Source organism: Fluviibacterium sp. S390, assembly GCF_049800695.1.
In the GTDB taxonomy this organism is placed as follows: Bacteria; Pseudomonadota; Alphaproteobacteria; order Rhodobacterales; family Rhodobacteraceae; genus Meridianimarinicoccus.
Map to the genome: position 1 here is coordinate 131,981 of NZ_JBNAFN010000001.1, position 25,467 is coordinate 157,447.

At 65.4% G+C, this 25,467-nt stretch carries 22 protein-coding genes and 1 tRNA gene; 15 read left to right on the forward strand and 8 right to left on the reverse strand.

What is annotated here, in order from left to right; all coding sequences use genetic code 11:
• Window positions 1-10: 10 nt before the first annotated feature.
• Window positions 11-982, reverse strand: a complete 972-nt coding sequence (locus ACP15K_RS00600) for an NAD-dependent epimerase/dehydratase family protein (RefSeq protein WP_193139274.1) — start codon at window positions 980-982, stop codon at window positions 11-13.
• Between the two features lie 260 nt (window positions 983-1,242).
• Between ACP15K_RS00600 and ACP15K_RS00605 the strand changes: the two genes are divergently transcribed.
• From ACP15K_RS00605 to ACP15K_RS00615, 3 genes are all read left to right on the forward strand, one after another.
• Window positions 1,243-2,592, forward strand: coding sequence for a nucleotide sugar dehydrogenase (locus ACP15K_RS00605; RefSeq protein WP_193139276.1), 1,350 nt, complete (start codon window positions 1,243-1,245; stop codon window positions 2,590-2,592).
• Between the two features lie 95 nt (window positions 2,593-2,687).
• Window positions 2,688-3,404 carry a potassium channel family protein gene (locus tag ACP15K_RS00610; protein ID WP_193139278.1) on the forward strand — a complete coding sequence of 239 codons (717 nt, stop codon included), beginning with the start codon at window positions 2,688-2,690 and terminating at the stop codon, window positions 3,402-3,404.
• Window positions 3,401-4,507, forward strand: a complete 1,107-nt coding sequence (locus ACP15K_RS00615) for an AI-2E family transporter (RefSeq protein ID WP_193139280.1) — start codon at window positions 3,401-3,403, stop codon at window positions 4,505-4,507. Before ACP15K_RS00610 ends, ACP15K_RS00615 begins: the two co-directional genes overlap by 4 nt.
• 4 nt (window positions 4,508-4,511) lie before the next feature.
• On the opposite strand, the gene ACP15K_RS00620 is transcribed toward ACP15K_RS00615, so the two are convergent.
• Together ACP15K_RS00620 and ACP15K_RS00625 are read right to left on the reverse strand one after the other, a co-directional pair.
• Complete coding sequence (locus ACP15K_RS00620) at window positions 4,512-6,536, reverse strand: hypothetical protein (protein ID WP_424989574.1); 2,025 nt, start codon at window positions 6,534-6,536, stop codon at window positions 4,512-4,514.
• A 178-nt stretch (window positions 6,537-6,714) separates the two neighbouring features.
• Window positions 6,715-6,791 (reverse strand) — tRNA-Met (locus tag ACP15K_RS00625).
• Window positions 6,792-6,967: 176 nt separating this feature from the next.
• Here ACP15K_RS00625 and ACP15K_RS00630 point away from each other — a divergent pair.
• The 4 genes from ACP15K_RS00630 to ACP15K_RS00645 all read left to right on the forward strand — a co-directional run bounded on the left by ACP15K_RS00630 (window position 6,968) and on the right by ACP15K_RS00645 (window position 12,479).
• Complete coding sequence (locus tag ACP15K_RS00630; protein WP_193139285.1) at window positions 6,968-8,587, forward strand: thiamine pyrophosphate-binding protein; 1,620 nt, start codon at window positions 6,968-6,970, stop codon at window positions 8,585-8,587.
• Window positions 8,574-9,770, forward strand: coding sequence for a CaiB/BaiF CoA transferase family protein (locus ACP15K_RS00635; protein WP_394355437.1), 1,197 nt, complete (start codon window positions 8,574-8,576; stop codon window positions 9,768-9,770). Before ACP15K_RS00630 ends, ACP15K_RS00635 begins: the two co-directional genes overlap by 14 nt.
• 131 nt (window positions 9,771-9,901) lie before the next feature.
• Window positions 9,902-11,257, forward strand: coding sequence for a tetratricopeptide repeat protein (locus tag ACP15K_RS00640; RefSeq protein ID WP_424989575.1), 1,356 nt, complete (start codon window positions 9,902-9,904; stop codon window positions 11,255-11,257).
• 22 nt (window positions 11,258-11,279) lie between these two features.
• Window positions 11,280-12,479, forward strand: coding sequence for an OpgC family protein (locus ACP15K_RS00645; protein ID WP_424989576.1), 1,200 nt, complete (start codon window positions 11,280-11,282; stop codon window positions 12,477-12,479).
• A gap of 21 nt (window positions 12,480-12,500) precedes the next feature.
• Here the strand turns inward: ACP15K_RS00645 and ACP15K_RS00650 are convergent, their stop codons facing one another.
• From ACP15K_RS00650 to ACP15K_RS00660, 3 genes are read right to left on the reverse strand one after another with little or no spacing between them, the layout of a single operon-like run.
• Window positions 12,501-13,337: an alpha/beta hydrolase family esterase gene (locus ACP15K_RS00650; RefSeq protein ID WP_193139293.1), complete on the reverse strand. Its 837-nt coding sequence runs from the start codon at window positions 13,335-13,337 to the stop codon at window positions 12,501-12,503.
• On the reverse strand, window positions 13,334-13,804 hold the full coding sequence (locus ACP15K_RS00655) for a rhodanese-like domain-containing protein (RefSeq protein WP_193139295.1): 471 nt from the start codon (window positions 13,802-13,804) through the stop codon (window positions 13,334-13,336). Before ACP15K_RS00655 ends, ACP15K_RS00650 begins: the two co-directional genes overlap by 4 nt.
• 33 nt (window positions 13,805-13,837) lie before the next feature.
• Window positions 13,838-14,359 carry a YHS domain-containing (seleno)protein gene (locus ACP15K_RS00660; RefSeq protein WP_193139297.1) on the reverse strand — a complete coding sequence of 174 codons (522 nt, stop codon included), beginning with the start codon at window positions 14,357-14,359 and terminating at the stop codon, window positions 13,838-13,840.
• A gap of 205 nt (window positions 14,360-14,564) precedes the next feature.
• On the opposite strand from ACP15K_RS00660, the gene gatB reads away from it, so the two are divergent.
• Entirely contained in the window at window positions 14,565-16,076 is a 1,512-nt protein-coding gene (gatB, locus tag ACP15K_RS00665) for an Asp-tRNA(Asn)/Glu-tRNA(Gln) amidotransferase subunit GatB (protein WP_193139299.1), read from the forward strand.
• A 57-nt stretch (window positions 16,077-16,133) separates the two neighbouring features.
• Here the strand turns inward: gatB and ACP15K_RS00670 are convergent, their stop codons facing one another.
• Window positions 16,134-16,439: a hypothetical protein gene (locus ACP15K_RS00670; RefSeq protein WP_424989577.1), complete on the reverse strand. Its 306-nt coding sequence runs from the start codon at window positions 16,437-16,439 to the stop codon at window positions 16,134-16,136.
• Between the two features lie 318 nt (window positions 16,440-16,757).
• Here ACP15K_RS00670 and ACP15K_RS00675 point away from each other — a divergent pair, with 318 nt between their 5' ends.
• The gene (locus tag ACP15K_RS00675) at window positions 16,758-17,093 is read left to right on the forward strand and encodes a DUF4177 domain-containing protein (RefSeq protein ID WP_424989578.1); all 336 of its coding nucleotides are present in this window, start codon (window positions 16,758-16,760) and stop codon (window positions 17,091-17,093) included.
• Window positions 17,094-17,097: 4 nt separating this feature from the next.
• Window positions 17,098-18,483, forward strand: coding sequence for an arylsulfotransferase family protein (locus ACP15K_RS00680; protein ID WP_424989579.1), 1,386 nt, complete (start codon window positions 17,098-17,100; stop codon window positions 18,481-18,483).
• A 6-nt stretch (window positions 18,484-18,489) separates the two neighbouring features.
• Here the strand turns inward: ACP15K_RS00680 and ACP15K_RS00685 are convergent, their stop codons facing one another.
• A complete protein-coding gene (locus tag ACP15K_RS00685) occupies window positions 18,490-18,747 on the reverse strand; it encodes a BolA family protein (protein WP_193139307.1) in 258 nt (85 codons plus the stop codon).
• Window positions 18,748-18,842: 95 nt separating this feature from the next.
• On the opposite strand from ACP15K_RS00685, the gene ACP15K_RS00690 reads away from it, so the two are divergent.
• From ACP15K_RS00690 to cobT, 5 genes are all read left to right on the forward strand, one after another.
• On the forward strand, window positions 18,843-19,475 hold the full coding sequence (locus ACP15K_RS00690; protein ID WP_193139309.1) for a DnaJ domain-containing protein: 633 nt from the start codon (window positions 18,843-18,845) through the stop codon (window positions 19,473-19,475).
• A 52-nt stretch (window positions 19,476-19,527) separates the two neighbouring features.
• Window positions 19,528-20,724 (forward strand): NAD(P)/FAD-dependent oxidoreductase, encoded by a 1,197-nt coding sequence (locus tag ACP15K_RS00695; protein ID WP_193139311.1) that lies wholly within the window; start codon window positions 19,528-19,530, stop codon window positions 20,722-20,724.
• Between the two features lie 103 nt (window positions 20,725-20,827).
• Window positions 20,828-21,799 carry a cobaltochelatase subunit CobS gene (gene cobS, locus ACP15K_RS00700; RefSeq protein ID WP_193139313.1) on the forward strand — a complete coding sequence of 324 codons (972 nt, stop codon included), beginning with the start codon at window positions 20,828-20,830 and terminating at the stop codon, window positions 21,797-21,799.
• A 35-nt stretch (window positions 21,800-21,834) separates the two neighbouring features.
• On the forward strand, window positions 21,835-23,460 hold the full coding sequence (locus ACP15K_RS00705; RefSeq protein WP_424989580.1) for a CHAD domain-containing protein: 1,626 nt from the start codon (window positions 21,835-21,837) through the stop codon (window positions 23,458-23,460).
• 115 nt (window positions 23,461-23,575) lie between these two features.
• On the forward strand, window positions 23,576-25,450 hold the full coding sequence (gene cobT / locus ACP15K_RS00710; RefSeq protein WP_424989581.1) for a cobaltochelatase subunit CobT: 1,875 nt from the start codon (window positions 23,576-23,578) through the stop codon (window positions 25,448-25,450).
• Window positions 25,451-25,467: the final 17 nt, after the last annotated feature.

Here is a 25,467-nt window from a genome sequence, read left to right on the forward strand (position 1 = left end):
GGGAAGCCCCTCAGCCAGCCATCTGGGCGCGTTTCTCGGCGATGATGTCGTCGATGATCTCGGACAGGGGCCGCTCGGGCCGGAACCCGGTGACTTCTTTCAGGCGCGAGACATCCGGCAGGCGGCGGTTCATGTCCTCGAACCCCTCGGGATAGACCGTGTCATAGGCGACCAGTTCGATCGACGAGGTCGATCCGGTGGCGGCGATCACCTGCTCGGCCAGCGCCTTGATCGACACTTCCTCGTCATTGGCGATGTTGAACACACGGCCCTGTGCCTCGGGGGTTTCCATCAGCCGCATCAGCGCCTCGATCACGTCTTTCACATGGCCGAAACAACGGGTCTGCTCGCCGGTGCCGTGCACCTTCAGCGGACGGCCCTCCAGCGCGGCCTGCACGAAATTGGGCAGCACCATGCCATAGCGCCCGGTCTGGCGCGGCCCGGTGGTGTTGAAGAACCGCAGCACCACGACCGGCAGATCCTTTTCGCGGGCATAGGCCAGCGCCAGGAATTCATCCAGCATCTTGGCGCAGGCATAGGACCAGCGCAGGTTTTTGGTCGCCCCCAGCGTCAGGTCGTCGTCTTCCGAGAAGGGGAACTTGCGGGCCTTGCCGTAGACTTCCGAGGTCGAGGCCACATAGACCGGCGTCTTGTCGGTCAGGGCTGCGGTCAGCACGTTCTCGGTGCCGTTGATGTTGGTCAGGATGGAGCGGCTGGGTTCCTCCATGATCAACTTGACCCCGACAGCGGCGGCCAGGTGGAAGACCAGATCGGCCTCGGCCACCATCCGTTCGACAAGATCGCGATCCAGAATGTTGCCTTCGGTGAAAGTCACCTTGCCGCTGGCCATCGCGTCCGACAGATTCTCAAGCCGCCCCGTGGACAGATCGTCCAGCACGTCAATGCTGTGCCCCTCGGCCACCAGCCGATCCGCCAGATGCGAGCCGATGAACCCTGCGCCGCCTGTGATCAATACCTTCATGTCACCTGAAACCCTTCAAATCGCCCGTTGCTTCAAGGTCTAGCACCCCGTTTGCCCCGTGGCCAAGGCTGCGTCGTCGCAATCGGGCGGGTTGGTGAATCCGCGGGCGTGCTGCCAGTCCGTTGACCAGAAGCGGGGCGCAACGCCCTGCCCCGCGACCTGACGCCGCGACAGTTTAACCAGATCGCCCTGCAACTCGTGGTTTGCTGCCGGAGTGTGCTAGGGTGGCCCGGTCCCTTTGTTCAACGCCGTATAGTCCCATGAATACCGAGTTTTCGCTTAGCAGCACCCTGAAAGACAAAATCAAATCGGATCAGGCCCATGTGGCCGTGATCGGCCTAGGATACGTGGGGTTGCCCTTGGCCCTGACGGTGCATGAGGCCGGGTTCCGGGTGACCGGGGTGGATCTGAATTCCGACCGCGTGGCGGCGATCAATGCCGGCCAGCGGGTCATCACCTATCTGGCCGAGGATCGCATTGCCACTGCGGTGGCCAGCGGGCGGTTCGGGGCCAGCGACGATTTCGCCGCGATCCGCGCTGCCGACATCATCCTGATCTGCGTGCCAACCCCGCTGGACAGTGCCGGTGACCCTGATCTGGCCTATGTGCGCAAGGCCGGCGCCAGCCTGTCGGCGCATCTGCAACCCGGTCAGCTGGTGGTGCTGGAAAGCACGGTCTGGCCCGGCGCGACCCAGACGGTGCTGCGCCCGCTGCTGGAAGACAGCGGCCTGAGCGCGGGCAAGGACTTCTTCCTGGGGTTCTCGCCCGAGCGCGAGGATCCCGGCAACGAAGTGCATCACACCAACACCATCCCCAAGATCGTCGGTGGCGACGATCCCGCCACCCGCGACCTGCTGAAGACCTTCTACGAAAAGGTCGTGTCCCAGGCGGTGCCGGTGGACAGTTGCGCCATCGCCGAGGCGGTGAAACTGGTGGAAAACACCTTCCGTACCGTGAACATCGCCTATGTGAACGAAATGAAGGTGGCGCTGGACCAGATGGGCATCGACATCTGGGACGTGATTCCCGCCGCCGCCACCAAGCCGTTCGGCTACATGCCCTTCTATCCCGGTCCCGGGATCGGCGGCGACTGCATCCCGGTGTCGCCGGTGTTCCTGTCGTGGCGGGCCCGCGACGTGGGATCCTCGCTGCCGCTGGTCGATCTGGCGCGCAGCTACACAGACACCACCCCGGCGACCATCGCCCAACGGATCATCGCCGATGTGTCGGTCAAGGCCGGTGTGGCGGCGGCGCAAGCCCGGGTGCTGCTGCTGGGCGTGTCCTACAAGAAAGATATCGAAGACAGCCGCGTCAGCCCGGCCATTGCCATCCTGCGTCATCTGGAAGCCGCGGGCGTCACGGTGGACTACCACGATCCCTATTTCCCGGTGATGCCCCTGACCCGCGACGATCCCGATCTGGCGGGCCGTCAAAGCATCGATCTGAGCGCCGGGGCGCTGGCGGGCTATGATGCGGTGCTGGTGACCACGGATCACACCCATGTGGACTACGCGCTGGTGGCCGAACATGCCCGTCTGGTGTTCGACAGCCGCAACGTCTTTGACGGGCGGGGCATCGTGATCGACCGGGGCAAGTTCACCAAGGTCTGACCCCTTCCCGCAATCCCTGATTTCCTTCTCTGACATGGACAAGGCCGCCACGGCGTGGCCTTGTCTGTATAACCGTCTCGCGAGAACTGTCGAAGATGACCGTGCTGAAACGCTATCACGCCGCCGTTGCCCGCCGCAGGTGGAGCCTGCTGCTTGTCCTTCTGGTCGTCAGCATGTTGCTGGAGCCCGCCTTCGGCAAGGCGAACTGGGTGGAAACACTCACGCTTTGTCTGCTGGCCCTGACTTTCATCGGCACCATCCAGTCCGCCAATGTTGCCGGGCAAAAGCAGGTTGTGGGAAATTTCATTGTCGTGATCTGGTTCCTGACCAGTATGGTGGACAGGTTCGGATTTGACACCGGTTCGCTTCTGGCAGTCGAGACCGCCTTTCTGCTGGGTGGCACCCTGTGGCTGGTCTTTACCTATCTGATGCGCGAGCGCGCCGGCAGCTTCGACAGCCTGATGGGGGCCGTGTTCGGCTATGTGCTGTTGGCGTTGGTCTGGTCGGTTCTCTATCTTCACATTGAAAACCTGCGGCCCGGCGCCTTTGCCCTGCGCGACGGTCCCGCCGAGCATGGCCAGCTGGTCTATTTCAGCCTCGTGACCATCACCACGCTGGGCTATGGCGATATTCTTCCGGTGGATCCCCTGGCCCGGATCTGCGCCGGGTTCGAGGCCGCCGTCGGAACCCTGTATGTCGCGGTGCTGATCGGCAGTATCGTGGGGGCGTTTGGCAATTCGGTCCGACCGCGCCACACTTCGTCCTCACGCCCCCCGTCCGATCCGGGCGCATCCGAAAGGCCAGATTCATGACCGACGCTCCCGCCCCCAAACCATCCCGCAGCACGGACGCCATCGCCATCGACGTGGCCATCCGCATGGGGTTTCTGGCGCTTTTTGCCTATCTGTCACTGCGGCTGGTGGCGCCTTTCGCGGCGATCGTGACCTGGTCGGTCGTCCTGGCGGTGGCGTTGCACCCGGTCTATGCGTGGCTGGCGGCCCGTCTGGGCGGCCGCAGGAAACTGGCGGCAACCCTGCTGACGCTGGTCGGGCTATCGGTCATCCTGGGCCCGGCGGCGGCGCTGGTCACCAGCACCGTCCGGTCGGTCGCCGGTTTTGCCGAGAAGATCCGCACCCAGTCCCTTGAATTGAAGGTGCCGACGTGGCTGGCCGATATCCCGGTGATCGGTCCCAATCTGAACGACGCCTGGACCATGTTGACCGGCAATCTGGAAACCTTCCTGCATGACTATGGCGCAACGGTCCTGAACCTGGGCACTCATCTGCTGGAAATCGCCGCCGGTCTGGCGGGCGGCATCCTGCAATTCACCATCTCGATGATCATCGCCGGGTTCCTTTTCCTGCCGGGTCAGAAACTGGCCGACGGCATCCGGCATTTCGGGCGTCGGATCATTGGCGACCGTGGGGCGGGTTTCGTGGACCTGGCCGGTGCCACGATCCGCAACGTGGCGCGCGGCGTGATCGGGGTGTCGCTGCTGCAGGCAATGCTGCTGGGCATCGGTCTGATCGTGGCCGGAGTACCGGCGGCAGGGCTGTTCGCGTTGGCCGCCCTGATCCTGGCCATCGTCCAGGTCGGCGCGGCGGTGGTGATCCTGCCGCTGGTGATCTGGGCCTGGACCTCGATGGGGACGTTGCCGGCCCTGCTGTTCACCGCCTATATGGTCCCGGTCGCCACCGTCGACAACATTCTGCGGCCCATCGTTATGGCGCAGGGTCTGACCACGCCGATGCTGGTGATCCTGCTGGGCGTGATCGGCGGCACGTTGTCCTTCGGGTTGATCGGCCTGTTCATGGGACCGATCGTGCTGGCGGTGTTCTATGAGCTGCTGATGTTCTGGGTGGAAGCCCCAACAGCCAAGGACGCACCGGACAGCGCCCCCCCCACCGAAGACTGACGCCTCAGCGCAGCCCGGTCAGCGCGGCCAGATCCCAGACCGGACGCGGTCCGTCTTTCGGCCCGGTTCCGAACAGGATGCGCCGCGGCACGTAGAACCGCGCGTTGACCGAGGATTGCGCCAGTGTCGGCAGCAAGCCGACCTCGGCCGCCTCGGGCGAGGTCGCCACCAGGACATGACCGTCGCTTTCGGCCATCAGCACCTCGCCTGGCAGCGCAGCCCCCTTGCGCATGATGAATTCTGGCGGCATGTCCGGCAGATCTGTCGAGGTGACGTAGTAATACAGCATGATCGGCGAGGCTGCGCCGCGCACCAGCCCCTCGGTGGCAAGCGCCTGTTCCGAAAAGGCGAGGCTGATCAGATCCTGAAGAACGCGGACATCCTCGGCGTGAAACGCGCCCGGATCGATGGACTCCAGACGCCAGCCGGCGGCAAAGGACGTGCTGGCAGTGTTCGGCGCCCAATCGTCGGGCCGCGCCAGCCACAGGCCCGCCGCCACACCGGCCAGTGCCAGCCCGGTCGCCAGCCGCGGACGCGTCACCACCGGCGCCAGACGCCAGAACACGATCAGCGACAGGATCGGCACCGGCGCGAAATGATGCGGCAACACGCGGTAAGCCTGCAGGTAGAACAGCGCGAAATATCCCAGCGCCACCAGCGACAAGGCCCGCGACAGGCGGTCCTGCCAGAACCACGTCAGCACCGCCAGGCCCGGCAGCAACCCGCAAGGTACCAGCCAGAACCAGAACCGCTCGACCTCGGCGACCGAGACAAAGCGCAACCGGCGCAGCAGGTTGCCCGAACTGAACTCATCCCCCGGCACCGGCAGGCCGAAATGCACCATGACCATTGGTGCCACCATGGTCACCGCCATGGCCGCCACCGTCAGCCCCCCGGCCAGAAACAGGCGCGCCCAGGGAATCGGCCGCCAGACCAGGAACACCGCGCCAAGCCACATGCCGATCAGGCCCACCGCCGAGGGGATCGACAGCAGCAGCAGCAGCAGAAAGGCGAACAGCCAGAGGTATTCGCGCTGCAGGAAGAACCAGATGACCCCCAGCGCGGCCACCACCACCAGCGGTTCGCGCGCCAGCGGCAGGGCAATATCTGCAAACGACGGATGATAGGTGGCGTGCCACCCGAGGGTGGCGGCGAACAGCACCAGCGCCAGACCAAGGGCGACCACCGCCCCGTTGCCAAGCGGCACCGGACGGCGCCAGCGCACCAGCCCCAGAACCGCCACCGTCAGGAAGGACATCTGCGGCAGCACCGACAACCGCGCGGACAATTCGTTCTCGCCGAAAAACCGCAGGGTGAAAGAGCTGAACACCACCGCCGACGAGGTCGACAGCGACGGGTAGGAGGCCATGTTGCCCGCCTCTTTCGGCCAGAATGGCGAGCCGGTCAGGACCATGTTGCGCAGGGAATAATAGCTGTGCACCCCGTCGCCATTGAAGTTCTCCCAGACGAATTTCGGCAGCAGCAGGGCCAGCAGCAGCAAGGGCACCGCCAACAGCGCGGCCATGTCCTGTCCGGCGTTCAGGGCCGCGCCCTCGGGCAATCCGCGACGCGCCACCAGCAGGGCACCGGGCAGCGCCGACAGGATCAGAAACAGACTGAACCCAACCCCGGTCAGAGGCTGGGGCAGCACCAGCGAAACAACACCGGGCGCCAGCGTCAGCCACAGCATCGACCAGATCAGCCCCTTGAGGACCACCGAGGTCATGCCTTGCACAGGTCCCGACAGCCCCAGCGCCAGAAGGATACCCGGTGCATAGATCAGGGCCGAACTGGCCAGCGCGGTGACCACAACCCCCAGATAGATGACCAGCGATCCCTGCCCCACGGGCCGGGTTGTGGCAAACTCGGCCACCGGTCCGGCGAAGGTCGACAGAACGGCCAATATCAGCAGACCAAGGCCAAGCCCGATGCCCAATCCGCCCATCCGATTCAGTGCCTGTGCGCTTTGCAAATCAAGGTTCCCGTCTTGCACGATGGCCGGCGATCCGCGGCGCTCGGGGAGATACATTCATATCCGGATAGTCATCCCTGCCCATTGAGGAAACTCAAGCAGGGCTTTCCTGCCCGCGTCGATGTTTCTCGATTCGGACCCGTCATAACGTGTTGCGGGAAACAACAGGTTTCCAGAATGCCCGACGGACATTGTGCCGCAAAACCGGGCCGACCAAGGATGTGAGAGGGGGAACTGGTAGCGGAGGAGGGACTTGAACCCCCGACACGCGGATTATGATTCCGCTGCTCTAACCAACTGAGCTACTCCGCCAGAGAGTGCGCGCTGACTAAGAGACTGGGGCGGACCCGTCAAGAGTGAAATCCCGAAATCGGGGAAGTTTCTGGGCAGCGCTCTCGCGCGGGTGTGACAGAAGCACAATGGACACCAGCGCTCGCCGTGATAGCCAGTGGTCGGGGCGTTCTGGCCCCGCTCGGACGGAGGCCCCCATGACGCCACAGACCCGCGCCGCCGATGTTCTGGCGCAACGACTTTATCAGGCCGGGTGCCGCCATGCCTTCGGGATGCCGGGCGGCGAAGTGCTGACCCTTGTGGACGCCCTGAACCGCGCCGGGATCGAGTTTGTTCTGGTCAAGCATGAAAACGCCGCCGGCTTCATGGCCGAGGCGGTCTGGGCGCGCACCGGGGCGCCGGGCATCCTGATCGCCACTCTGGGACCGGGGGCGCTGAACGGCATCAACTCGGTCGGCAACGCCCATCAGGACCGCGTGCCGCTGATCGTTCTGACCGGCTGTGTGGACGAGGACGAGGCCCAGACCTACACCCATCAGGTGCTGGATCACGCCGCCGTTTTCGCACCGATCACCAAGGCCAGCCTGCGCCTGTCGACGGGCAGTGCCGATGTGATCGCCGACAAGGCCGTCACCATCGCCACCGAGCCCCGCCCCGGCCCGGTGCACGTCGATGTTCCGATCAGCGTGGCGGTGGCTGCCGCCCCGCCGCCCTCACCCTTCGCGCGGCGACAGCTGGCCTCTCCTGCCGCGCCCGCCGGGCCGGATCTGGACACCGCCCGCGCATGGCTGGCCGAAGCCGATCGCCCGATCATGGTGGTCGGGCTGGACGCCCTGAACGAGGGCGCAGGCGCGGCGGTGCAGACGTTTGCCGAAGCCCATGGCGTGCCCTTCGTCACCACCTATCGCGCCAAGGGGATCGTGGACGAATCGCACCCCCTGTGTCTGGGCGGTGCCGGTCTGTCACCGCTGGCCGATGCCACGCTGGTGCCGCTGGTGCAAAGCGCCGATCTGATCCTGACGCTGGGCTATGATCCCATCGAGATGCGGCCGGGATGGCGCAACATCTGGGATGCCAGTTTGGACCGGGTGATCGAGATCGCCCCGGTGCCCAACCATCACTACATGCATCAATCCAGCCTGACCTTTCAGGCCGGGGTTGCCGAAAGCCTGAAGGCCCTTTCCGCAGGGGCCCCACCCCGTGCCACATGGTCCGACAAGGCGCCGGATGCCGCCAGGGCCGCGCTGGCCTGCGCCTTTCCCACGGGTGCCGACTGGGGGCCCGGCGCCATCGTCGCCACCGCCCGCGCCACCCTGCCGCCCGACACGATTGCCACCGTCGACAGCGGCGCGCATCGCATCCTGCTGTCGCAGATGTGGACCTGCCCCGGCCCGCGCAGCCTCCTGCAATCCTCGGCGCTGTGCACCATGGGCTGCGCCATCCCGCTGGCCCTGGGCGCCGCAATCGTCGAACCGGACCGCCCGGTCGTGGCCTTTACCGGCGACGCGGGATTCCTGATGGTCGCGGGCGAGCTGGCCACGGCACAGGAACGCGGGCTGAAACCGATCATCGTGGTCTTCGTCGATGCCAGCCTTGCCCTGATCGAGCTGAAACAGCGCCAGCGGCAACTGCCCAACAGCGCCGTCGACTTCGCCCGACATGACTATGCCGCCATCGGTCAGGCCTTTGGTGGCCATGGCGTCACGGTGTCCGATCGCGCCGGGCTGCAAGCCGCCCTGCGCGACGCGCTCACTGCCGACCGCTTTACTGTTATCGCCGCAATCTTCGACAAGGAGGCCTATGATGGCCGCATCTGAACCCCGCAGTGCACTGGACGGGATCGTCGTGCTGGACCTTAGCCGTATTCTGGCCGGTCCCACCTGCACCCAGCTTCTTGGCGACCTGGGCGCCACCGTCTGGAAAATCGAAAACCCGAAGACCGGCGGCGACGACACCCGGCAATGGGGCCCCCCCTATGCCCCCCAGGCGGATGGCAGCGACAGCGACCTGTCGGCCTATTTCATGTGCGCCAACCGCAACAAGCGGTCCGTGGCGGCGGACCTCGGCAATCCGGAAGACCGCGCCATGCTGGAAGCCCTGGCCGCCCGCGCCGATATCGTGATCGAGAACTTCAAACCCGGCGGGCTGGTCCCGTTCGGGCTGGATCACCAGACACTTTGTGCGCGCCATCCCGACCTTGTCTATTGCTCGATCTCGGGATTCGGCCACACCGGACCCAACCGTGAAAAGCCCGGCTATGACCTGATGGCGCAGGGCTACGGCGGCATCATGAGCCTGACCGGCGCCGCCGACGGCATGCCGATGAAAGTGGGCGTGGGCATCGCCGATGTGATGTGCGGGATGTATGCCACCATCGGCATCCTCGCCGCCCTGCGCCACCGGGAGACCACCGGCGAGGGCCAGCACATCGACCTGTCGCTGGTCGACAGCCAGATGGCCTGGACGATCAACGAAGGGGTGAACTACCTGACCTCGGGCAACCTGCCCCAGCGGCGCGGCAACGCCCACCCCAACATCGTGCCCTATGAAGTCTTCGAATCGCACGACGGCCATGTGATCGTGGCGGTGGGCAATGACGCCCAGTTCCGCCGTTTCTGCGATTTCCTGAATCTTGCGAACCTGGCCGATGACCCGCGCTTTGCCACCAATCCGGCACGGCTGAAGCACCGCGACGACCTGCTGCCCCAGATCGCCGCTGCCCTGCGGGACCATACCACCGACGCCATTATCGCCGGGCTTGAAGCCCGCAAGGTGCCGGTCGGCCCGGTCAACACGCTGGACCGCGCCCTGGGCTCGGATCAGGCCCAGGCCCGCGACGCGGTGGTCGAGATGCCGGGGCCAGCCGGGCCGGTGCGTCTGCTGGGAAATCCGCTGAAGCTTTCGGCCACGCCGGTCCGCTACGACCACGCGCCCCCCAATTTCGGAGCCGACACCGAGGCACTGAAAGCCTTCCTTTCCGCCAAACAGCCACCCGAATAGGCTGTATTTCGAGGCATCTGGCCGCATCTTCTTCACACGTTCGAACACAAACCCGTTGGTTCGGGCTTCATCGCTGGACAGGCCCGCGATCGCTTCCCACAACTGGAATTGAACAAGGTGGAGACGTGACCGTGCAGACAGATCTTTTTGGCAGCGATGTTTCGTTGGACACCTCCACCGCGGTGGAGGCGTGGAACGCGCTGCAATTGGCCTTTCTGGCGCATGGGGCCTCGGCACCGGATCATCTTGGGGCCACCCTGAAGGCCGCGCCCGAGTTTGCGCTCGGGCACGCCACCAAGGGGCTGTTCCTGCTGTTGCTGGGACGGCGCGAATTGATCCCCACGGCGCGCGAGGCGCTGCAGGCCGCCCGTCAGGGCCGCGCCGACAGCGCCCGCGAACGCGCCTTCATCGACGCGCTGGCCGCCTGGCTGGACGGCAGCCCCGCACGCGCGGCGGACCGGGTCGAAAGCGTGCTGGACACCGACCCCACCGACACGCTGGCGCTGAAGATCAGCCATGCCATCCGTTTCATCCTTGGGCACAAGGGCCGGATGCTGGCGCGGCTGAACACCGCCCTGCCCCTGATCGGCGAAGATCACGCGGCCAGGGGCTATCTCATGGGCTGCCACGCCTTCGCGCTGGAAGAAAACGGCCATTTCGCCGAGGCCCGCAAGTCTGGCGAGGCCGGGTTGGAACGCGCCGCCGACGACGCCTGGGGCCTGCATGCGGTGGCCCATGTGCACGACATGACCGGCGACAGCCGGGGCGGGCTGGCCTGGCTGAGCGGCAAGGAAGCCGCCTGGGCCCATTGCAACAATTTCCGCTTCCACGTCTGGTGGCACAAGGCGCTGATGCACCTGGATCAGGGCGACCACGCCACCGTGCTGGACCTTTACGACCACAAGATCCGGGCCGAGCATACCGACGACTACCGCGATATCTCGAACGCCACTTCGCTGCTGATGCGGCTGGAACTGGAAGGCGTGCCCGTGGGCAACCGCTGGGAGGAACTGGCCGATCTGTCGGAATCCCGCGTCGGCGACGGCTGCCTGATCTTTGCCGATCTGCACTATCTGCTGGCGCTGGTCAGCGATGACCGCGACGCCGCCGCGCACAAGCTGGTGGCGCGCATCGTGGCCGATGGTCAGGCGCAGGCCACTGATTATGCGCCGGTGTTCGACCATCCCGGTGTGGCGGCGGCCCATGGGCTGGAAGCCTTCGGCGAAGGCAACTACGCGCAGGCGTTCCAAAGCCTCACCGCCGCCCGTCCGGCCATGCAGCGGGCCGGCGGCAGCCATGCCCAGCGGGATGTCTTCGAACGCATCACCATCGATGCGGGCATTCGCGCGGGGCAATTGGGCCCGGTCGAGGATATTCTGGCCGCGCGCAGCGCCCTGCGCGACGGGGCCGAAGACAGCTTTGCCCGCCAGCGGCGCGAGATGATCAACGACCTGAGGCGTCCCGCGATGGCGGTGCCCGCCCAGTAACGACCCGGAAAGACCCGATCCCATGAGTGCCCTGAGTTCCGATCCCCCGCAGGCCCGGCCTGCGCAGGCGGCGGCTGCGCCGGCAGCCCGCGTCCGTGATATCCGTCTGGATTTCTATCGCGGCATCGCGATGTTCATCATCCTGATGGCGCATATCCCCTATAACACCTTTACCAACTGGATCCCGGCGCGGTTCGGCTTTTCCGACGCGACCGAGATATTCGTGTTCTGCTCGGGCATGGCCTCGGCCATCGCCTTTGGCCGGGTCTTTGCAGATCGCGGCTGGGGCATGGGGGCGCTGCGCATTTCCTACCGGGTCTGGCAGGTCTACTGGGCCCATATCGGGTTGTTCTTCGCGGTGGCGATGACCCTGGCCGCGCTGGACGCCACGGGCCTGTTCGAGCGCGACTATATCGGCGACCTGAACCTGTATCCGTTCTTCGTCGACAATACCCAGCAACAGCTGATCGGGCTGATGACCCTGCGCTACGTGCCGAATTACTTCGACATCCTGCCCATGTACCTGGTGATCCTGGCCATGATCCCGCTGATGATGGGTCTGGCGCGGATCCATCCGTACCTGGCCCTGGGCGCCTCGGCCGCGATCTGGCTGGTGACGCAGACCGGCGCGCTGTCGCTGCCGGCGGAACCCTGGACGGATCGCGAGTGGTTCTTCAACCCCTTCGGCTGGCAATTGATCTTCTTCACCGGCTTTGCCTTCATTCGCGGCTGGCTGCCCGCGCCACCGGTGCGCAAGGATCTGGTGCTGCTGGCGGTAGTTCTGTTGCTGGTGACCATCCCCTTTGCCCGCTGGCAGATCTTTATCCATGTGGACTGGATCAAGGACTGGCGGGCCGACTATCGGGTGCTGATCGCCAAGACCGACTTCGGGCTGCTGCGCTATGTGCACTTCCTGCTTCTGGCCTATGTGTTCTGGGTGCTGGCGGGGCCCGGCGGGTCGCACATCCGCGCCCATGGCACCGGCCTTGCGGCGCGGGCCTGGGGCTTTGTCCTGAAATGCATCCTGAAGGTCGGGCAACAATCGCTGGCGGTGTTCATCACCTCCATGTGGCTGGCGCGGGTCCTGGGCGCATGGCTGGACGTGATCGGGCGCACCACCCCGAACTTCTGGCTGGTCAATCTGACTGGCATGGCGCTGATCACCCTGACCGCCTTTGGCGTGGCATGGATCAAGGGCCAGCCCTGGCGCAAACCGGCCTGAGGCCCGCAGGCGCGGGCGCGCTCAGTCGCCGCCCGCGTCTTCGATCCAGTCCAGCACCAGATCAGCCCAGCCTTTGGGCACCGTGTGGCCGCCGTCGAACAACGCGAATTGCAGCGCCGCCCCCTCGGCACAATCCGACCAGCGGCGCAGCAAGAACCCATCGGTCTGCCCTGTGGTGCTGGCATCGGGACGTGCACAGCCGTTGGCGGAACGCCAGATGCTCATGGCCTCGAACACATCGCCTTGCAGGAACCGGCCGCCGCCCAGGGGGCGGCCTTCCAGCGGCACGGTGGTGTCGCGCCAACCGTGGGTCTGGAACAGACGGACCGGGCCCTCGCAGGTCTCGGGATGCGGCCGCCAGAACGTGCCCGCCACCGGCGCATAGGCCGTGAAAGCCCGAGGCGTGTCGCAGGCCACATAGGTGGCCATGAAGGCGCCGTTGGAAAACCCGCCCAGCACGACCTGACCGGGATCAAGACCAAAGCGGGCCGCCGCGTCATCGCGCACCTGTGTCAGGAAGGCGGCATCGTCGCGCCCGTCCGGGTTGCGCCCGCGGAAGTCCCAGCGATAGCCCGCCCGGTTGCCCGCCATGGGCGAACCATTGGGCGCGATCACCGCCCAGCCCCGCGCCAGAAACGGGGCCGCCACGGTCGGCGTGCGCAGGCTGCCCGCGCCAGTTCCGCCATAGCCGTGCAGCCAGATCAGGGCCGGGATCGGCCCCTCGACCGCCTCGGGCAAGGCCACGTGATAGGTGCCGCCATCGATCTCGCAGACGGCCCCCGGATCGGAACAGGCCGAGGCCGCGCCACCGCACAAGGCAACCGCAGCCCCCAGCAGCAACGCCGCGCGCGCCCTCATCCGGGTACCTGCCGCACCGGCAGGCCGCGCGCCACCCAGCCGGGGCCGGCGCGCGAGCCGACCATGCCTTCGGGCACATCCACAAGATTGGTCAGCCCCTGTTCGGCCAGCCGCGCCGTCAACTGGCTGGACCGCACCCCGCGCGCGCAGATCAGCGCGATGGGCCTTGCCGGATCGGCAGCGGTCAGCCGCGCCAGGGCCTCGGTGAAATCGGGGCGGCGCATGTCCAGCGGCATCGCCCCCGCGCCCACGCCGGTGGCGGCCCATTCATCGGGGCGGCGAATGTCGATCAGGAAGATCTGGCCTGCGGCGGCCAGATCATGCGCTTCGATCGGGGTGATCTGCCGTCCGTCGAAGGGTCGGCGCAGGATCCATGCGTACCAGCCCCCGGCGGCAAGGGCTGCGCCGCTGAGCCCGCCCAGAAGCAGGGTTCGCCGCGATAACGGGCCGCCCGGTCGCAGTCGCATGATGCCTTCGCCTCCCTGGCCAATGGCCGCCTGTCAGTTCGCCTGCGGCGCGTCGGACGACCACTTGGGAATGGTGTTGCCCGAGGCCGGGGCCTCTTCCAGCCCGACCCAGTTGCTTTCGGACAGTTGCAGGTTACCCGGAATATCCTCTTCCCAGAAGCCCACAACGGTCTGGGTGATGTTCAGGTACAGCTTGCCGTCCACGATCCGCCACAGCGTCGGATTGCCCGGCACCTTGCCGCCCTTGGCCACACCATAGGCGCAGTGACCATCGTATTGCGGCAGGTATTTCTCGGGATCTTCCAGGAAGGCGGCGCGATTGGCGTCGGAGGCAAAGGCGAAGGTGGCGCCGTTGTAGTCGGCGGTCAGGCTGGCACGCCCCTTTTCCGGGGCGGGCTGGGACTGGCCGACCGCGACCTGATCGAGGGTCCAGTAGGACACCACGTCATAGCCTGACACGGCATAGCCGGTTTCATCGATGAACTGCTCACCAGCCCAGAGCGCCGAGGTGGCAGTCGCGGAAAAGGCCAGGGCCAGAAGGGAAGTGCGGAACATGGGGGATCTCCATCTTGTCAGGGTCGAACGTTGAATACCTGCTCAAGGGGGGCTGCGCATCCCACCCTCCCGCGACTGTGAAGGGTTGTGTGTGCGGGCCAAAGGTTGGGTACGGCAACCGCCTGCTGCGGCCCCCGCGCACCGCCCCTTGCCAGCCCCGCGCCCCTGCCCTAGAACCCGTTCCGTTGACAGCAGGAGAGACAGGATGCTCGACCTCACCTATGAGGCCCCCAAGCCGAAAGTGATCGCAGGCGCCAAGCAGGACTGGGAGCTGGTGATCGGCCTTGAGGTGCATGCGCAGGTGTCCTCCAACGCCAAGCTGTTTTCCGGCGCTTCGACCCAATTCGGCGCCGAGCCCAATTCAAACGTCGCCTTTGTGGACGCCGGGATGCCAGGAATGCTGCCGGTCATCAACGAGGGCTGCGTGGCACTGGCGGTCAAGACCGGGCTGGGCCTGAAAGCACAGATCAACCTGACCTCGGCCTTCGACCGCAAGAACTATTTCTATCCCGACCTGCCGCAGGGCTACCAGATCAGCCAGCTGTATCACCCCATCGTGGGCGAGGGCGAGGTGCTGGTGGACATGGGGCCGGGCGTGGCCCGTCTGGTGCGGATCGAACGCATCCATCTGGAACAGGACGCGGGCAAGTCGATCCATGACATGGACCCGCACATGTCCTTCGTGGACCTGAACCGCACCGGTGTTGCGCTGATGGAAATCGTCAGCCGTCCCGACATTCGCGGCCCCGAAGAGGCCGCCGCCTATGTCAGCAAGCTGCGCCAGATCCTGCGCTATCTGGGCACCTGTGACGGCAACATGCAGAACGGCAACCTGCGCGCCGACGTGAACGTCTCGGTCTGTGCACCGGGGGCCTATGAGAAATACCAGGCCACCCAGGATTTCAGCCATCTGGGCACGCGCTGCGAAATCAAGAACATGAACTCGATGCGCTTCATCCAGCAGGCCATCGACCATGAGGCCCGCCGCCAGATCGCCATTCTGGAAGACGGCGGCAAGATTGTGCAGGAAACCCGCCTGTATGACCCGGACAAGGGCGAAACCCGCTCGATGCGGTCCAAGGAAGAGGCGCATGACTATCGCTACTTCCCCTGCCCCGACCTGCTGCCGCTGGAAATCGAACAGGCCTGGGTGGACGAGATCGCCGCGACCCTGCCGGAACTGCCCGACGAGAAGAAGGCGCGCTTCGTGACCGAATTCGGCATGACCGAATACGATGCCGGCGTGCTGACCGCCTCGGCCGAAAGTGCGGCCTATTTCGAGGAGGTCGCCAAGGGCCGTGACGGCAAGCTGGCCGCGAACTGGGTCATCAACGAATTGTTCGGCCGCCTGAAGAAGGAAGACCACGACATCACCAAAAGCCCGGTCTCGGCGGCGCAGCTTGGCGGCATCATCGAGTTGATCTCGAAAGGCGATATTTCGGGCAAGATCGCCAAGGATCTGTTCGAAATCGTCTATACCGAAGGTGGTGATCCGGCGCAGATCGTCGAAGATCGCGGCATGAAGCAGGTCACCGACACCGGCGCCATCGAGGCCGCCGTCGACAAGGTCATCGCCGAGAACCCGGCACAGGTGGAAAAGGCCCGGCAGAACCCGAAGTTGGCGGGCTGGTTCGTCGGTCAGGTCATGAAGGCCACCGGCGGCAAGGCCAATCCCAAGGCGGTCAACCAGATCGTGGCGGCCAAGCTGGCACAGTAATCCGCCCAATCTGTCCCTGAAAATGCCGGGCCGTCCGCAAGGGCGGCCCGTTGCCGTTCAACCCTCGGCCACGGGATGCAGAATCACCCGGCGGCCCAGCGTGACGACCCTGAAACAGCGCCGGTCGGCAGCGCGGCGCAGGTCCGCCTCCTGCAAAGATGCGCAGAACCGGCCCCGGCGATAGTCCCAACTGCCGACGAAAGGCTTGCCCAGATAGGTGCCGACCAGCAGGCCGTCAGGCTCGACCGTGACATCGACCCCATCGCCGCGCAGTTGATAGCCCGCCACCGCCTTGCGGAACGCCTTGCCGCGATCCAGTTCCTGATGCCCCGGCTGCACCGGCGCGTCAGAGGACAGAACCACGGGATCAGCTGGGCCACAGGCAGAAAGCACGGCACACAACAGACTTGTTGAAATCTGAATCTTCATGGAACCCCGGACCTTCCGGCAAGACCGGAACCGGCTTTCCGCCCGCGTCGAAAGTATCGCGAAAAGCCCTGACGCGGGGCCAGTTTCGGCGGAAATGGTAAATGAAGCCCTTGCCCGCCCCCCCCTTTGGCACGGCCCGGCCCTGTGACCTCAACGCGACGGCTGGACGCGCGTTCGCTCACGCGACATGTTGGGGCCTTCCCGCGGGGCATCTGAGGCCGATAATTGCCCGGCAACGCCAAGAGGTTCCCAATGTCGCATTTTGAGTACAAGGTCACCCCCGCCCCCGCCCGTGGCGTGAAAGGCAAGGGCGGCAATGATGCCAGCAGCCGCTTTGCCGCGACCCTGTCCGAGGCACTGAACCAGGAGGCCAGGGACGGCTGGGACTTCCTGCGCGCCGAGACCCTGCCCGTTGAAGAGCGGCAGGGACTGACCGGCACCAAGACCGTGTTCCGTTCGATGCTGGTGTTCCGCCGAAGCGTGGATATGTCCGAGGACGAGGCCACCAAGGCCGCGCTGCGGTTGCTGGAAGATCGAACGGATGATCGAACCGAAGACCGCGCGGAAGACCGAACGGACGAAGGCTGAGCCCATGGCCACCCCGGACAAGACGCGTGACCCCGCCAAATGGGTCTTCCTGACGACCCTGACCCTGTCGGTGCTGGCCGTCACCTTTCTGGCGGGGCTGTACCTGGCCCACAGCCGCCACCCGCTCTACCGATCCTTCATCGGCTTCACCAAGAAGGTCAGCCTTGTCTTCGAAGAGCGCGAGAACCTTGTTCCCGACGGCGAGCCGATTCATTTCCTGCAACCGGCGCGCAAGCCCGGCGACGGGGTAACGGTCAACAGCCTGCCCGACGACGGTGCCACCATCCTGATCGCGGGCTTCTTCGACGGCGGCAACGCGGCCCGGCTGATGCGCCGCGACGGCACCCTGCTGGCCGAATGGCCGCTGCGCTTTTCCGAGCATTTCCCCGACCCGGCGCATCTGCGTTTTGCCCCGGCCACCGACCGCAACATCGACACTCACGGCTCGCTGGCGCTGCCCGATGGGTCGCTGGTGTTCAACTGGGAATACGGCGGCAGCGTGAAGCTGTCGCGCTGTGGTGACGTGACGTGGACGGTGCCCGAGATCACCCACCATTCCATCGAACAGGCCGAAACGGGCGGCTACTGGGTGCCGGGACGCGCCTATCTGGGGACGGATACCGCGGATCTCTATCCCCCCGTCACCCGGCTGCAGAAAAAGGTCGCCTATCCCGAGGATCTGATCCTGCGGCTGGATAGCGACGGCAAGGTCATCGAACGCAAGTCGGTCCCTGAAATCCTGTGGGACAACGAGCTGCAGGGGGTGATGACCGCCGGCGGTTTCAGTTTCGATCCGCGCAACGACTGGGAAGACGAACTTGTCCACGTCAACAAGATCACCGAGTTGAGCACCGAACTGGCCCCGGCCTTCCCGATGTTCGAGGCAGGCGATCTGATGCTGTCGCTGCGCACCCATAACCTCGTGTTCGTGGTCGATCCCGACGACTGGCACGTCAAGTGGCACCAGACCGGACCCTGGCTGCGTCAGCATGATCCCGAGTTCAGCGCGGATGGCACCATCACGGTGTTCAACAACAACCGCTTCCTGACCGACCTCGGCCCGCTCGACCGCTCCCTGCCCGACACGCCGATGGTCAGCAACATCCTGCGCATCGATCCCGAGACTCGCGCGACTTCGATCGCGGCCGGAATGGCGCCGGGACAGGCGTTCCTGTCGGTGATCCGGGGCAAGCACGACCCGGTGCCGGGCGGCGGCTTCATCATCACCGAATTCGAAGGCGGACGCGCCTTCCAGACCGACGCCGAGGGCCGGGTCGTCTGGGAGTACCTTAACCGCTATGACGAGACGCAGGTGGCCGAGCTGACCGAAGCCCGGCTCTACCCTGCCGATTATTTCACCGTGACCGACTGGAGTTGCCCGCCACGCTGACCGCGATCAGGCATCGATCTCTAGCGCCAGCGCGTGGATACGCGCCAGAATATCCTTGCCGATGGCCGCATGGACCGCGCGATGCCGCTGCAATCGGCTCATTGCCGCCAGTTCGGCTGCGGCAATTTGGACACGAAAGTGACTTTGGCCACCCTCCTGATAGCCCGCATGTCCGCGATGCATCTCACTTTCATCAACAACTTCCAGACGTTCCGGCCCGAAGGCCTGTGAAAGCCGCGTCTCGATTTCCTCGGCAACCGTCATTTTCGGTTCTGCCCCCTTTTTCTTGGCGTCAGAAAGGTTAAACTCTGCGGCCTTCGAAGAAAACGGTCTTGCGCGAGTCGGACAGGAGTATGCCCATGGCAAAGAGTGATCCTTTTGGTTTTGACATGTCGGTGTCCTCGGCCAAGAAAAAGCGGACCCGTGGCAAACGCGGCATGTCCGGGGCATTCGAAACCTCGACCCGCGTCTGCGAATTTGACGGTTGCGATCTGGCTGGCCAGTATCGTGCTCCGAAATCGCCCGATCACCTGGACGAGTACCTGTGGTTCTGCAAGGACCACGTGCGCGAGTACAACCTGAAATGGAACTTCTTCAACGGCAGCACCGAAGAGGAAATGAACGCCCAGATCGACAAGGATCGTGTCTGGGACCGTCCGACCAAGCCCTTCGGAAAACCCTCCGAGGAACAGCGCGCCTGGTCGCGGCTGGGCGTGGACGACCCGCATCAGGTGCTGGGCGAGAACGCCACGCAGAACCCCGGCAAGTCGATCACCGGAACACGCCGCCTGCCGCCCACCGAGCGCCGCGCGCTGGAAATCCTTGAAGCCAAGGACCACTGGACCAAGATCGAGATCCGCAAGCAGTACCGCAGCCTGATCAAGATCCTGCACCCGGACATGAACGGCGGCGACCGCTCGGACGAGGATCGCCTGCAGGAAGTCGTCTGGGCCTGGGATCAGATCAAGGAAAGCCGGTCCTTCCGGGACTGAGCCGCCACACCGGGCAAGGCGCAACCTGCCGCCCCGACATCGGACAGGTTGTATGCCCGCTCCCACGCCCCTTCCCGCCCTGATCCTTGGCGCTGGCGCCGCCGGCCTGATGTGCGCAGCCCACGCCGGACCGGGTGCTGTGGTGATCGACCACATGGATCGCCCCGGCGAGAAGATCCGCATCTCGGGCGGCGGACGCTGTAATTTCACCAATATGTACGCGGGGCCGCAGAATTTCCTGTCGGCCAACCCGCATTTCGCCAAGTCCGCGCTCAGCCGTTATACGCAATGGGATTTTGTCAACCTGATGGCGCGGCACGGCGTGACATGGCACGAGAAGACCCTTGGACAGTTGTTCTGCGACGAGAAATCCGAACGGGTGATCCGGCTTCTGCTGGACGAAGTTGCCGCCGCGCAGGCCGAGGTCTGGCTGAAGACCGAGGTGCGCGAGATCGCCCATGTGGACGGGCAGTTCCGGGTCGATCTGATCCGCGACGGCCAACCGCTGACGGTCACGACCCGCGCGCTGGTGGTGGCCTCGGGCGGCAAGTCGATCCCCAAGATCGGCGCCACCGGTCTGGGCTATCGCATTGCCGAGCAGTTCGGCCATGCGCTGACCAACACCCGCCCCGGCCTTGTGCCGCTGACCTTCGGCGACAGTTTCAGCGATCTGGCAGGGGTGGCCTGCCCGGCGCGCCTGTCGTGTAACGGCACCAGTTTCGACGAAGCCCTGTTGTTTACCCATCGCGGCTTGTCGGGCCCCGCGATCCTGCAAATTTCGAACTTCTGGCGCGAGGGCGAAGATATTTCCGTGCGCCTGTGCCCCGATCTGGATTTCCTGGGCAGCCTGAAGGACGAACGCCAGCGCGCCGGGCGTCGGGACGTGGAAACGGTTCTGGCCGGACTTCTGCCAAAACGGCTGGCCGCGCAGGTGGTGCGCGACAGCGGGTTGAAGGGGCGGCTGGCCGATCTGTCGGACGCCGCCCTTGCCCCGCTGCTGGACCGGTTGACCGACTGGCGCCTGCGCCCCACCGGCACCGAGGGCTACCGCAAGGCCGAAGTCACGCTGGGCGGCGTCGACACCGCCGGTCTGTCGTCGCGCAGCATGGAATCGCGCACCGTGCCGGGACTGCATTTCATTGGCGAGGTTGTCGATGTGACCGGCTGGCTGGGCGGCTACAACTTCCAGTGGGCGTGGTCCTCGGGCTGGGCGGCGGGCACGGCAATTGCCGCGCGCGGCCCGGACTGACACGCCCCCGGCGCCCTCTTCGGGCCGACCTGCCTCTTGCACGCGGCGGGGATATGTTGCACCACGGCGCAATGTATTGAAGCGGCACGATGGCGGACGAACTATGGATGTGAACAGCAAACCCACGGAAAATATCTCGGTCCGCGATGTGTTCGGCATCGACACGGACATGACGGTCAAGGCGTTTGCCGACCGATCCGACCGAGTACCGGATCTGGATCCGACCTATAAGTTCGATCCCGACACCACGCGGGCGATCCTTGCCGGCTTTGCCCACAATCGCCGTGTGATGATCCAGGGCTATCACGGCACTGGCAAATCGACCCACATCGAACAGGTGGCCGCACGCCTGAACTGGCCTGCGGTCCGGGTCAACCTCGACAGCCACATCAGCCGCATCGACCTGATCGGCAAGGATGCGATCAAGCTGCGCGACGGCAAGCAGGTGACCGAATTCCAGGAAGGCATCCTGCCCTGGGCGCTGCGCAACCCCTGCGCCATCGTTTTCGACGAATACGACGCCGGGCGCGCCGACGTGATGTTCGTGATCCAGCGGGTTCTGGAACATGACGGCAAGCTGACGCTGATGGATCAGAACGAGATCCTGACCCCGCACCCGTCCTTCCGCCTGTTTGCCACCGCCAACACCGTCGGTCTGGGTGACACCACGGGCCTGTATCACGGCACCCAGCAGATCAACCAGGCGCAGATGGACCGTTGGTCGCTGGTGGCGACGTTGAACTATCTCAGCCACGACGCCGAGGTGATGATCGTCCTGTCCAAGGCCCCGCATTACAACACCGAGGCCGGGCGCAAGACCGTCAGCCAGATGGTCACCGTCGCCGATCTGACCCGCACCGCCTTTACCAATGGCGAACTGTCCACGGTGATGAGCCCGCGGACCGTCATCACCTGGGCCCAGAACGCCGAGATCTTCCGCGATGTGGGCTATGCCTTCCGCCTGAGCTTCCTGAACAAATGCGATGAGCTGGAGCGTCAGACCGTTGCCGAGTTCTACCAGCGCTGCTTTGACGAGGAACTGCCCGAAAGCGCTGCCAGCATCAGCCTGGGCTAAGTCCACCCCTTATAGTGTCTGTGACGGCCCGCGCCTTGTCGCGGGCCGTTTTGCGTCCTGCCCATGCCCGCGCGAAACTTGTCGCGGCTCCGGCCCTGTCCTACGACTGGGGAATGGATGAAATCGAACTGAAATTCGTGTCCAGCGCGGAACAGACCGCCGCGCTGTGTACGCAGGTGCCCGGCCTGCCGGGTCTGGTCACGCCGCCCACCACCCGGCTGCTGCGCAGCATCTACTATGACACGCCGGATCAGGTGCTGCGCCACAACGGTATTGCCCTGCGGCTGCGGTTCGATGGGGCCGGATGGGTCCAGACCGTCAAGGCCAAGAACAAGCGCCACGGCGGGCTGCACACCACGCAGGAATCCGATTGTCCGGCGGACGGCGAAACCCTGCGCCTCAAGCTGATCCCTGACACCGGCCTGCGCGACCGCATCACCGCGCTGTGCCGCCGCCGAGATCTGGCGCCGATCTGCGAAACCCGGATGGAACGGACCGCCGCCCTTGTCGACATCGCCGCCGAGGGCCGCGTGGAACTGGCCATCGACCGCGGAGAAATCCGGGCCGGGGAGCGCTGCGAACCCTATCACGAGGTCGAACTGGAACTGGTGCGCGGCGAGATCTCGGCCCTGTTCACCCTGACAGCGCGGCTGTTTCCCGAAGGCGGGCTGCGGTTCGCCCCAATCTCCAAGGCGGCACGCGGCTACATGCTGGCCGCCGAAGGCCGCATTGCCGAGCCGCCAGCCCCTCGCCACGCCCATCCGGTGCTCCTGACCCGCAAACAGACGGGCCAGACCGCCGCCCGCGAGGTGCTGCGCGAGTGTTTCGACCAGATCACCCAGAACATCGACACATTCCGCGACAGGGATGATCCCGAAGGCGCGCACCAGTTGCGCATCGGTCTGCGTCGCTTTCGCAGCGCCAGCGCCCTGTTTCGCCCGGTCATCGGCCATCCGAATCTGACCCGGCTGCGCGCCGAGGCCCGCTGGCTGAGCCGGGAGGTCGGGCTGCTGCGCGATCTGGACATGGCACTGACCGATCTGCTGGCGCCCGAGGCCGAAGCCTGCCCCGAAGAGCCGGGCTTTGCCCTGCTGACCGACCTGCTGGCGCCCCGGCGCCAGACGCAGCGCGACAGGGTGCGCGAGGTTCTGACCTCGGCCCGGACGCAAGCCTTCCTGCTGGACCTGGCCCGTTTCATCGAAACCCGTGGCTGGTTGCGTCCGGATGATTTCGCCCAGGACTACCGCCTGTCGCGACCGGCCAAAAAGCTGGTCCGCCGCGCGATCCACAACCGTTGGAAAGCCTGCGAGACACGCGCCGAAGGGATCGAAACCCTGTCCATCGATGCCCGCCACGCCTTGCGCAAGGAATTGAAGAAACTGCGCTACGCGATGGAGTTCCTCGCGCCGCTGCTGCCCCGAAAACGCACGAAATCCGCGCTGCGGCGGCTGAAGCGATTGCAGGATGTCTTCGGCGAGCTCAACGATCTGTCCACGGTCGAAAGGCTGTTGCTTGCACCCGATGCGCCGGGACGCAGGGATCCGGACGTGCAGCGGGCCGTGGGGCGCGTGCTGGGCAGCCACCGGGTACGGGCAGACCTGCGTTGGGCCGAGGCCCAGCACCTGTGGCAGGACCTTCGCGCCCACAAGCCCGGCCCCTAGACCTTTGCCGCGCCCGCGCGCCGCCTCTGGTCAAGCCTCGCCGGACAGGACATAAACGGGGCAACGGCCCGGCCTGACCGGCGCCATCCCTTACCGACCCGCTGCCGAGGCTGTCATGTCTGCAAAATCCGACAATCCCGCCGATCCGTTCAAGAAGGCACTCGCCGAAGCCACGCGGGTTCTGGCCGATGATCCGGACATCGGCGTCAGCTTCTCGGTCGATCCCTCGGGGATGACCGACGACAACATGCGCCTGCCGCAGGTCAGCCGCCGCATGACCAAGGCCGAGGTGCTGCTGGCCCGCGGCACTGCGGATGCCTATGCCATGAAGCGGCGCTATCACAACGCGGTCACCCACGCGCGCTATACCCCAGAAGGTCAGCTGGCGCGCGATATCTACAACGCGCTGGAAACCGCGCGCTGCGAGGCCGTGGGCGCCCGCGCCATGCCCGGCACCGCCGGCAACATCGATGCCAAGATCGCCACGGAAGCGGCCAAGAAGGGCTATGGCCAGATCGAGGAAATTGCCGACGCGCCCCTGTCGGTCGCGGCGGGCTATCTGTTGCGCCACCTGGCCACCGGGCGGCCTTTGCCCGAAGGGGCCGACAACGTCATGGACCTGTGGCGCGGCCAGATCGAAGCCAAGGCCGGCACCACCCTTGAGGGGCTGGAAGACTGCCTGACCGACCAGACCGCCTTTGCCCGCTTCGCGCGCCAGATCATCACCGATCTGGGCTATGGCGACCAGTTGGGGGATGACCCCGAAGGGCCGGATGAAGATCAGGAGGACGAGGCCTCCTCCGAAGACGATCAGGATCCCGACAGCACCCCGTCAGAGGACGAGGACAGCGAAGAAGACAGCGACGCCGCCCCCGAGCAATCGCAGGAGGATGCCGGCGATGCCTCGGAAGCGCAGGTCACCATGGATCAGATGGCCGATGCCGAGATGTCCGAAGAGTCCGACCTGCCCGACGGCGACGCGCCGCTGGACCCGCCGCCACCCGCGCCGGTTTCGGATGCCGATCCCGATTATCGCGTCTTCAGCACCCAGTACGACGAGGAAATCCGCGCCGAGGATCTGGCCGAACCGGTCGAGTTGGAACGCCTGCGCGCCTACCTTGACCAGCAGCTGGAGCCGCTGAAAGGGGCCGTCAGCCGTCTGGCCAACAAGCTGCAGCGCCGCCTTCAGGCCCAGCAGAACCGCAGTTGGGAGTTCGACCGCGAAGAGGGCATTCTGGATGCCGGGCGACTGGCGCGCGTGGTTGCCAACCCGACCACCCCGCTCAGCTTCAAGGTCGAGAAGGACATGGAGTTCCGCGACACGGTGGTGACGCTGCTTCTGGACAACTCCGGCTCGATGCGTGGACGCCCGATCTCGATCGCGGCGATCTGTGCCGACGTGCTGGCCCGGACGCTGGAACGTTGCGACGTGAAGGTCGAGATCCTGGGCTTCACCACCCGCGCGTGGAAGGGTGGCCAAAGCCGCGAGGACTGGCTGAACGAAGGCCGCCCGCAACAGCCCGGTCGCCTGAACGACCTGCGCCACATCATCTATAAATCCGCTGACGCACCATGGCGGCGGACCCGGCCCAATCTGGGACTTATGATGAAGGAAGGGCTGCTGAAGGAAAACATCGACGGCGAGGCGCTGGAATGGGCGCATCGGCGCATGGCGGTACGGCCCGAGGCACGCAAGATCCTGATGGTGATTTCGGACGGTGCGCCGGTGGATGATTCGACCCTGTCGGTGAACTCGGCCAACTACCTTGAAAAGCACCTGCGCGATGTCATCGCCATGGTCGAGAAGAAAAAGCTGGTCGAGCTTCTGGCTATCGGCATCGGCCATGACGTGACCCGATATTACGACCGCGCGGTGACCATCACCGATGTGGAACAACTGGCCGGGGCCATCACCGAACAACTGGCCGCCCTGTTCGACAGCGACCCGCGCGCCCGCGCCCGCGTCATGGGCATTGCCCGCGCCAGTTGACCGCCTGCCCCCTGTTC

Bases quoted from the DNA above. Each gene is read 5' to 3' on its own strand.
- ACP15K_RS00675 (WP_424989578.1), top strand. From the start codon at position 16,758: ATGTCGCATTTTGAGTACAAGGTCACCCCCGCCCCCGCCCGTGGCGTG.
- ACP15K_RS00600 (WP_193139274.1), bottom strand. From the start codon at position 982: ATGAAGGTATTGATCACAGGCGGCGCAGGGTTCATCGGCTCGCATCTG.
- ACP15K_RS00680 (WP_424989579.1), top strand. From the start codon at position 17,098: ATGGCCACCCCGGACAAGACGCGTGACCCCGCCAAATGGGTCTTCCTG.
- ACP15K_RS00610 (WP_193139278.1), top strand. From the start codon at position 2,688: ATGACCGTGCTGAAACGCTATCACGCCGCCGTTGCCCGCCGCAGGTGG.
- cobT (WP_424989581.1), top strand. From the start codon at position 23,576: ATGTCTGCAAAATCCGACAATCCCGCCGATCCGTTCAAGAAGGCACTC.
- cobS (WP_193139313.1), top strand. From the start codon at position 20,828: ATGGATGTGAACAGCAAACCCACGGAAAATATCTCGGTCCGCGATGTG.
- ACP15K_RS00620 (WP_424989574.1), bottom strand. From the start codon at position 6,536: ATGTATCTCCCCGAGCGCCGCGGATCGCCGGCCATCGTGCAAGACGGG.
- ACP15K_RS00630 (WP_193139285.1), top strand. From the start codon at position 6,968: ATGACGCCACAGACCCGCGCCGCCGATGTTCTGGCGCAACGACTTTAT.
- ACP15K_RS00650 (WP_193139293.1), bottom strand. From the start codon at position 13,337: ATGAGGGCGCGCGCGGCGTTGCTGCTGGGGGCTGCGGTTGCCTTGTGC.
- ACP15K_RS00635 (WP_394355437.1), top strand. From the start codon at position 8,574: ATGGCCGCATCTGAACCCCGCAGTGCACTGGACGGGATCGTCGTGCTG.
- ACP15K_RS00685 (WP_193139307.1), bottom strand. From the start codon at position 18,747: ATGACGGTTGCCGAGGAAATCGAGACGCGGCTTTCACAGGCCTTCGGG.
- ACP15K_RS00655 (WP_193139295.1), bottom strand. From the start codon at position 13,804: ATGCGACTGCGACCGGGCGGCCCGTTATCGCGGCGAACCCTGCTTCTG.
- ACP15K_RS00690 (WP_193139309.1), top strand. From the start codon at position 18,843: ATGGCAAAGAGTGATCCTTTTGGTTTTGACATGTCGGTGTCCTCGGCC.
- ACP15K_RS00645 (WP_424989576.1), top strand. From the start codon at position 11,280: ATGAGTGCCCTGAGTTCCGATCCCCCGCAGGCCCGGCCTGCGCAGGCG.
- ACP15K_RS00615 (WP_193139280.1), top strand. From the start codon at position 3,401: ATGACCGACGCTCCCGCCCCCAAACCATCCCGCAGCACGGACGCCATC.
- gatB (WP_193139299.1), top strand. From the start codon at position 14,565: ATGCTCGACCTCACCTATGAGGCCCCCAAGCCGAAAGTGATCGCAGGC.
- ACP15K_RS00695 (WP_193139311.1), top strand. From the start codon at position 19,528: ATGCCCGCTCCCACGCCCCTTCCCGCCCTGATCCTTGGCGCTGGCGCC.
- ACP15K_RS00605 (WP_193139276.1), top strand. From the start codon at position 1,243: ATGAATACCGAGTTTTCGCTTAGCAGCACCCTGAAAGACAAAATCAAA.
- ACP15K_RS00660 (WP_193139297.1), bottom strand. From the start codon at position 14,359: ATGTTCCGCACTTCCCTTCTGGCCCTGGCCTTTTCCGCGACTGCCACC.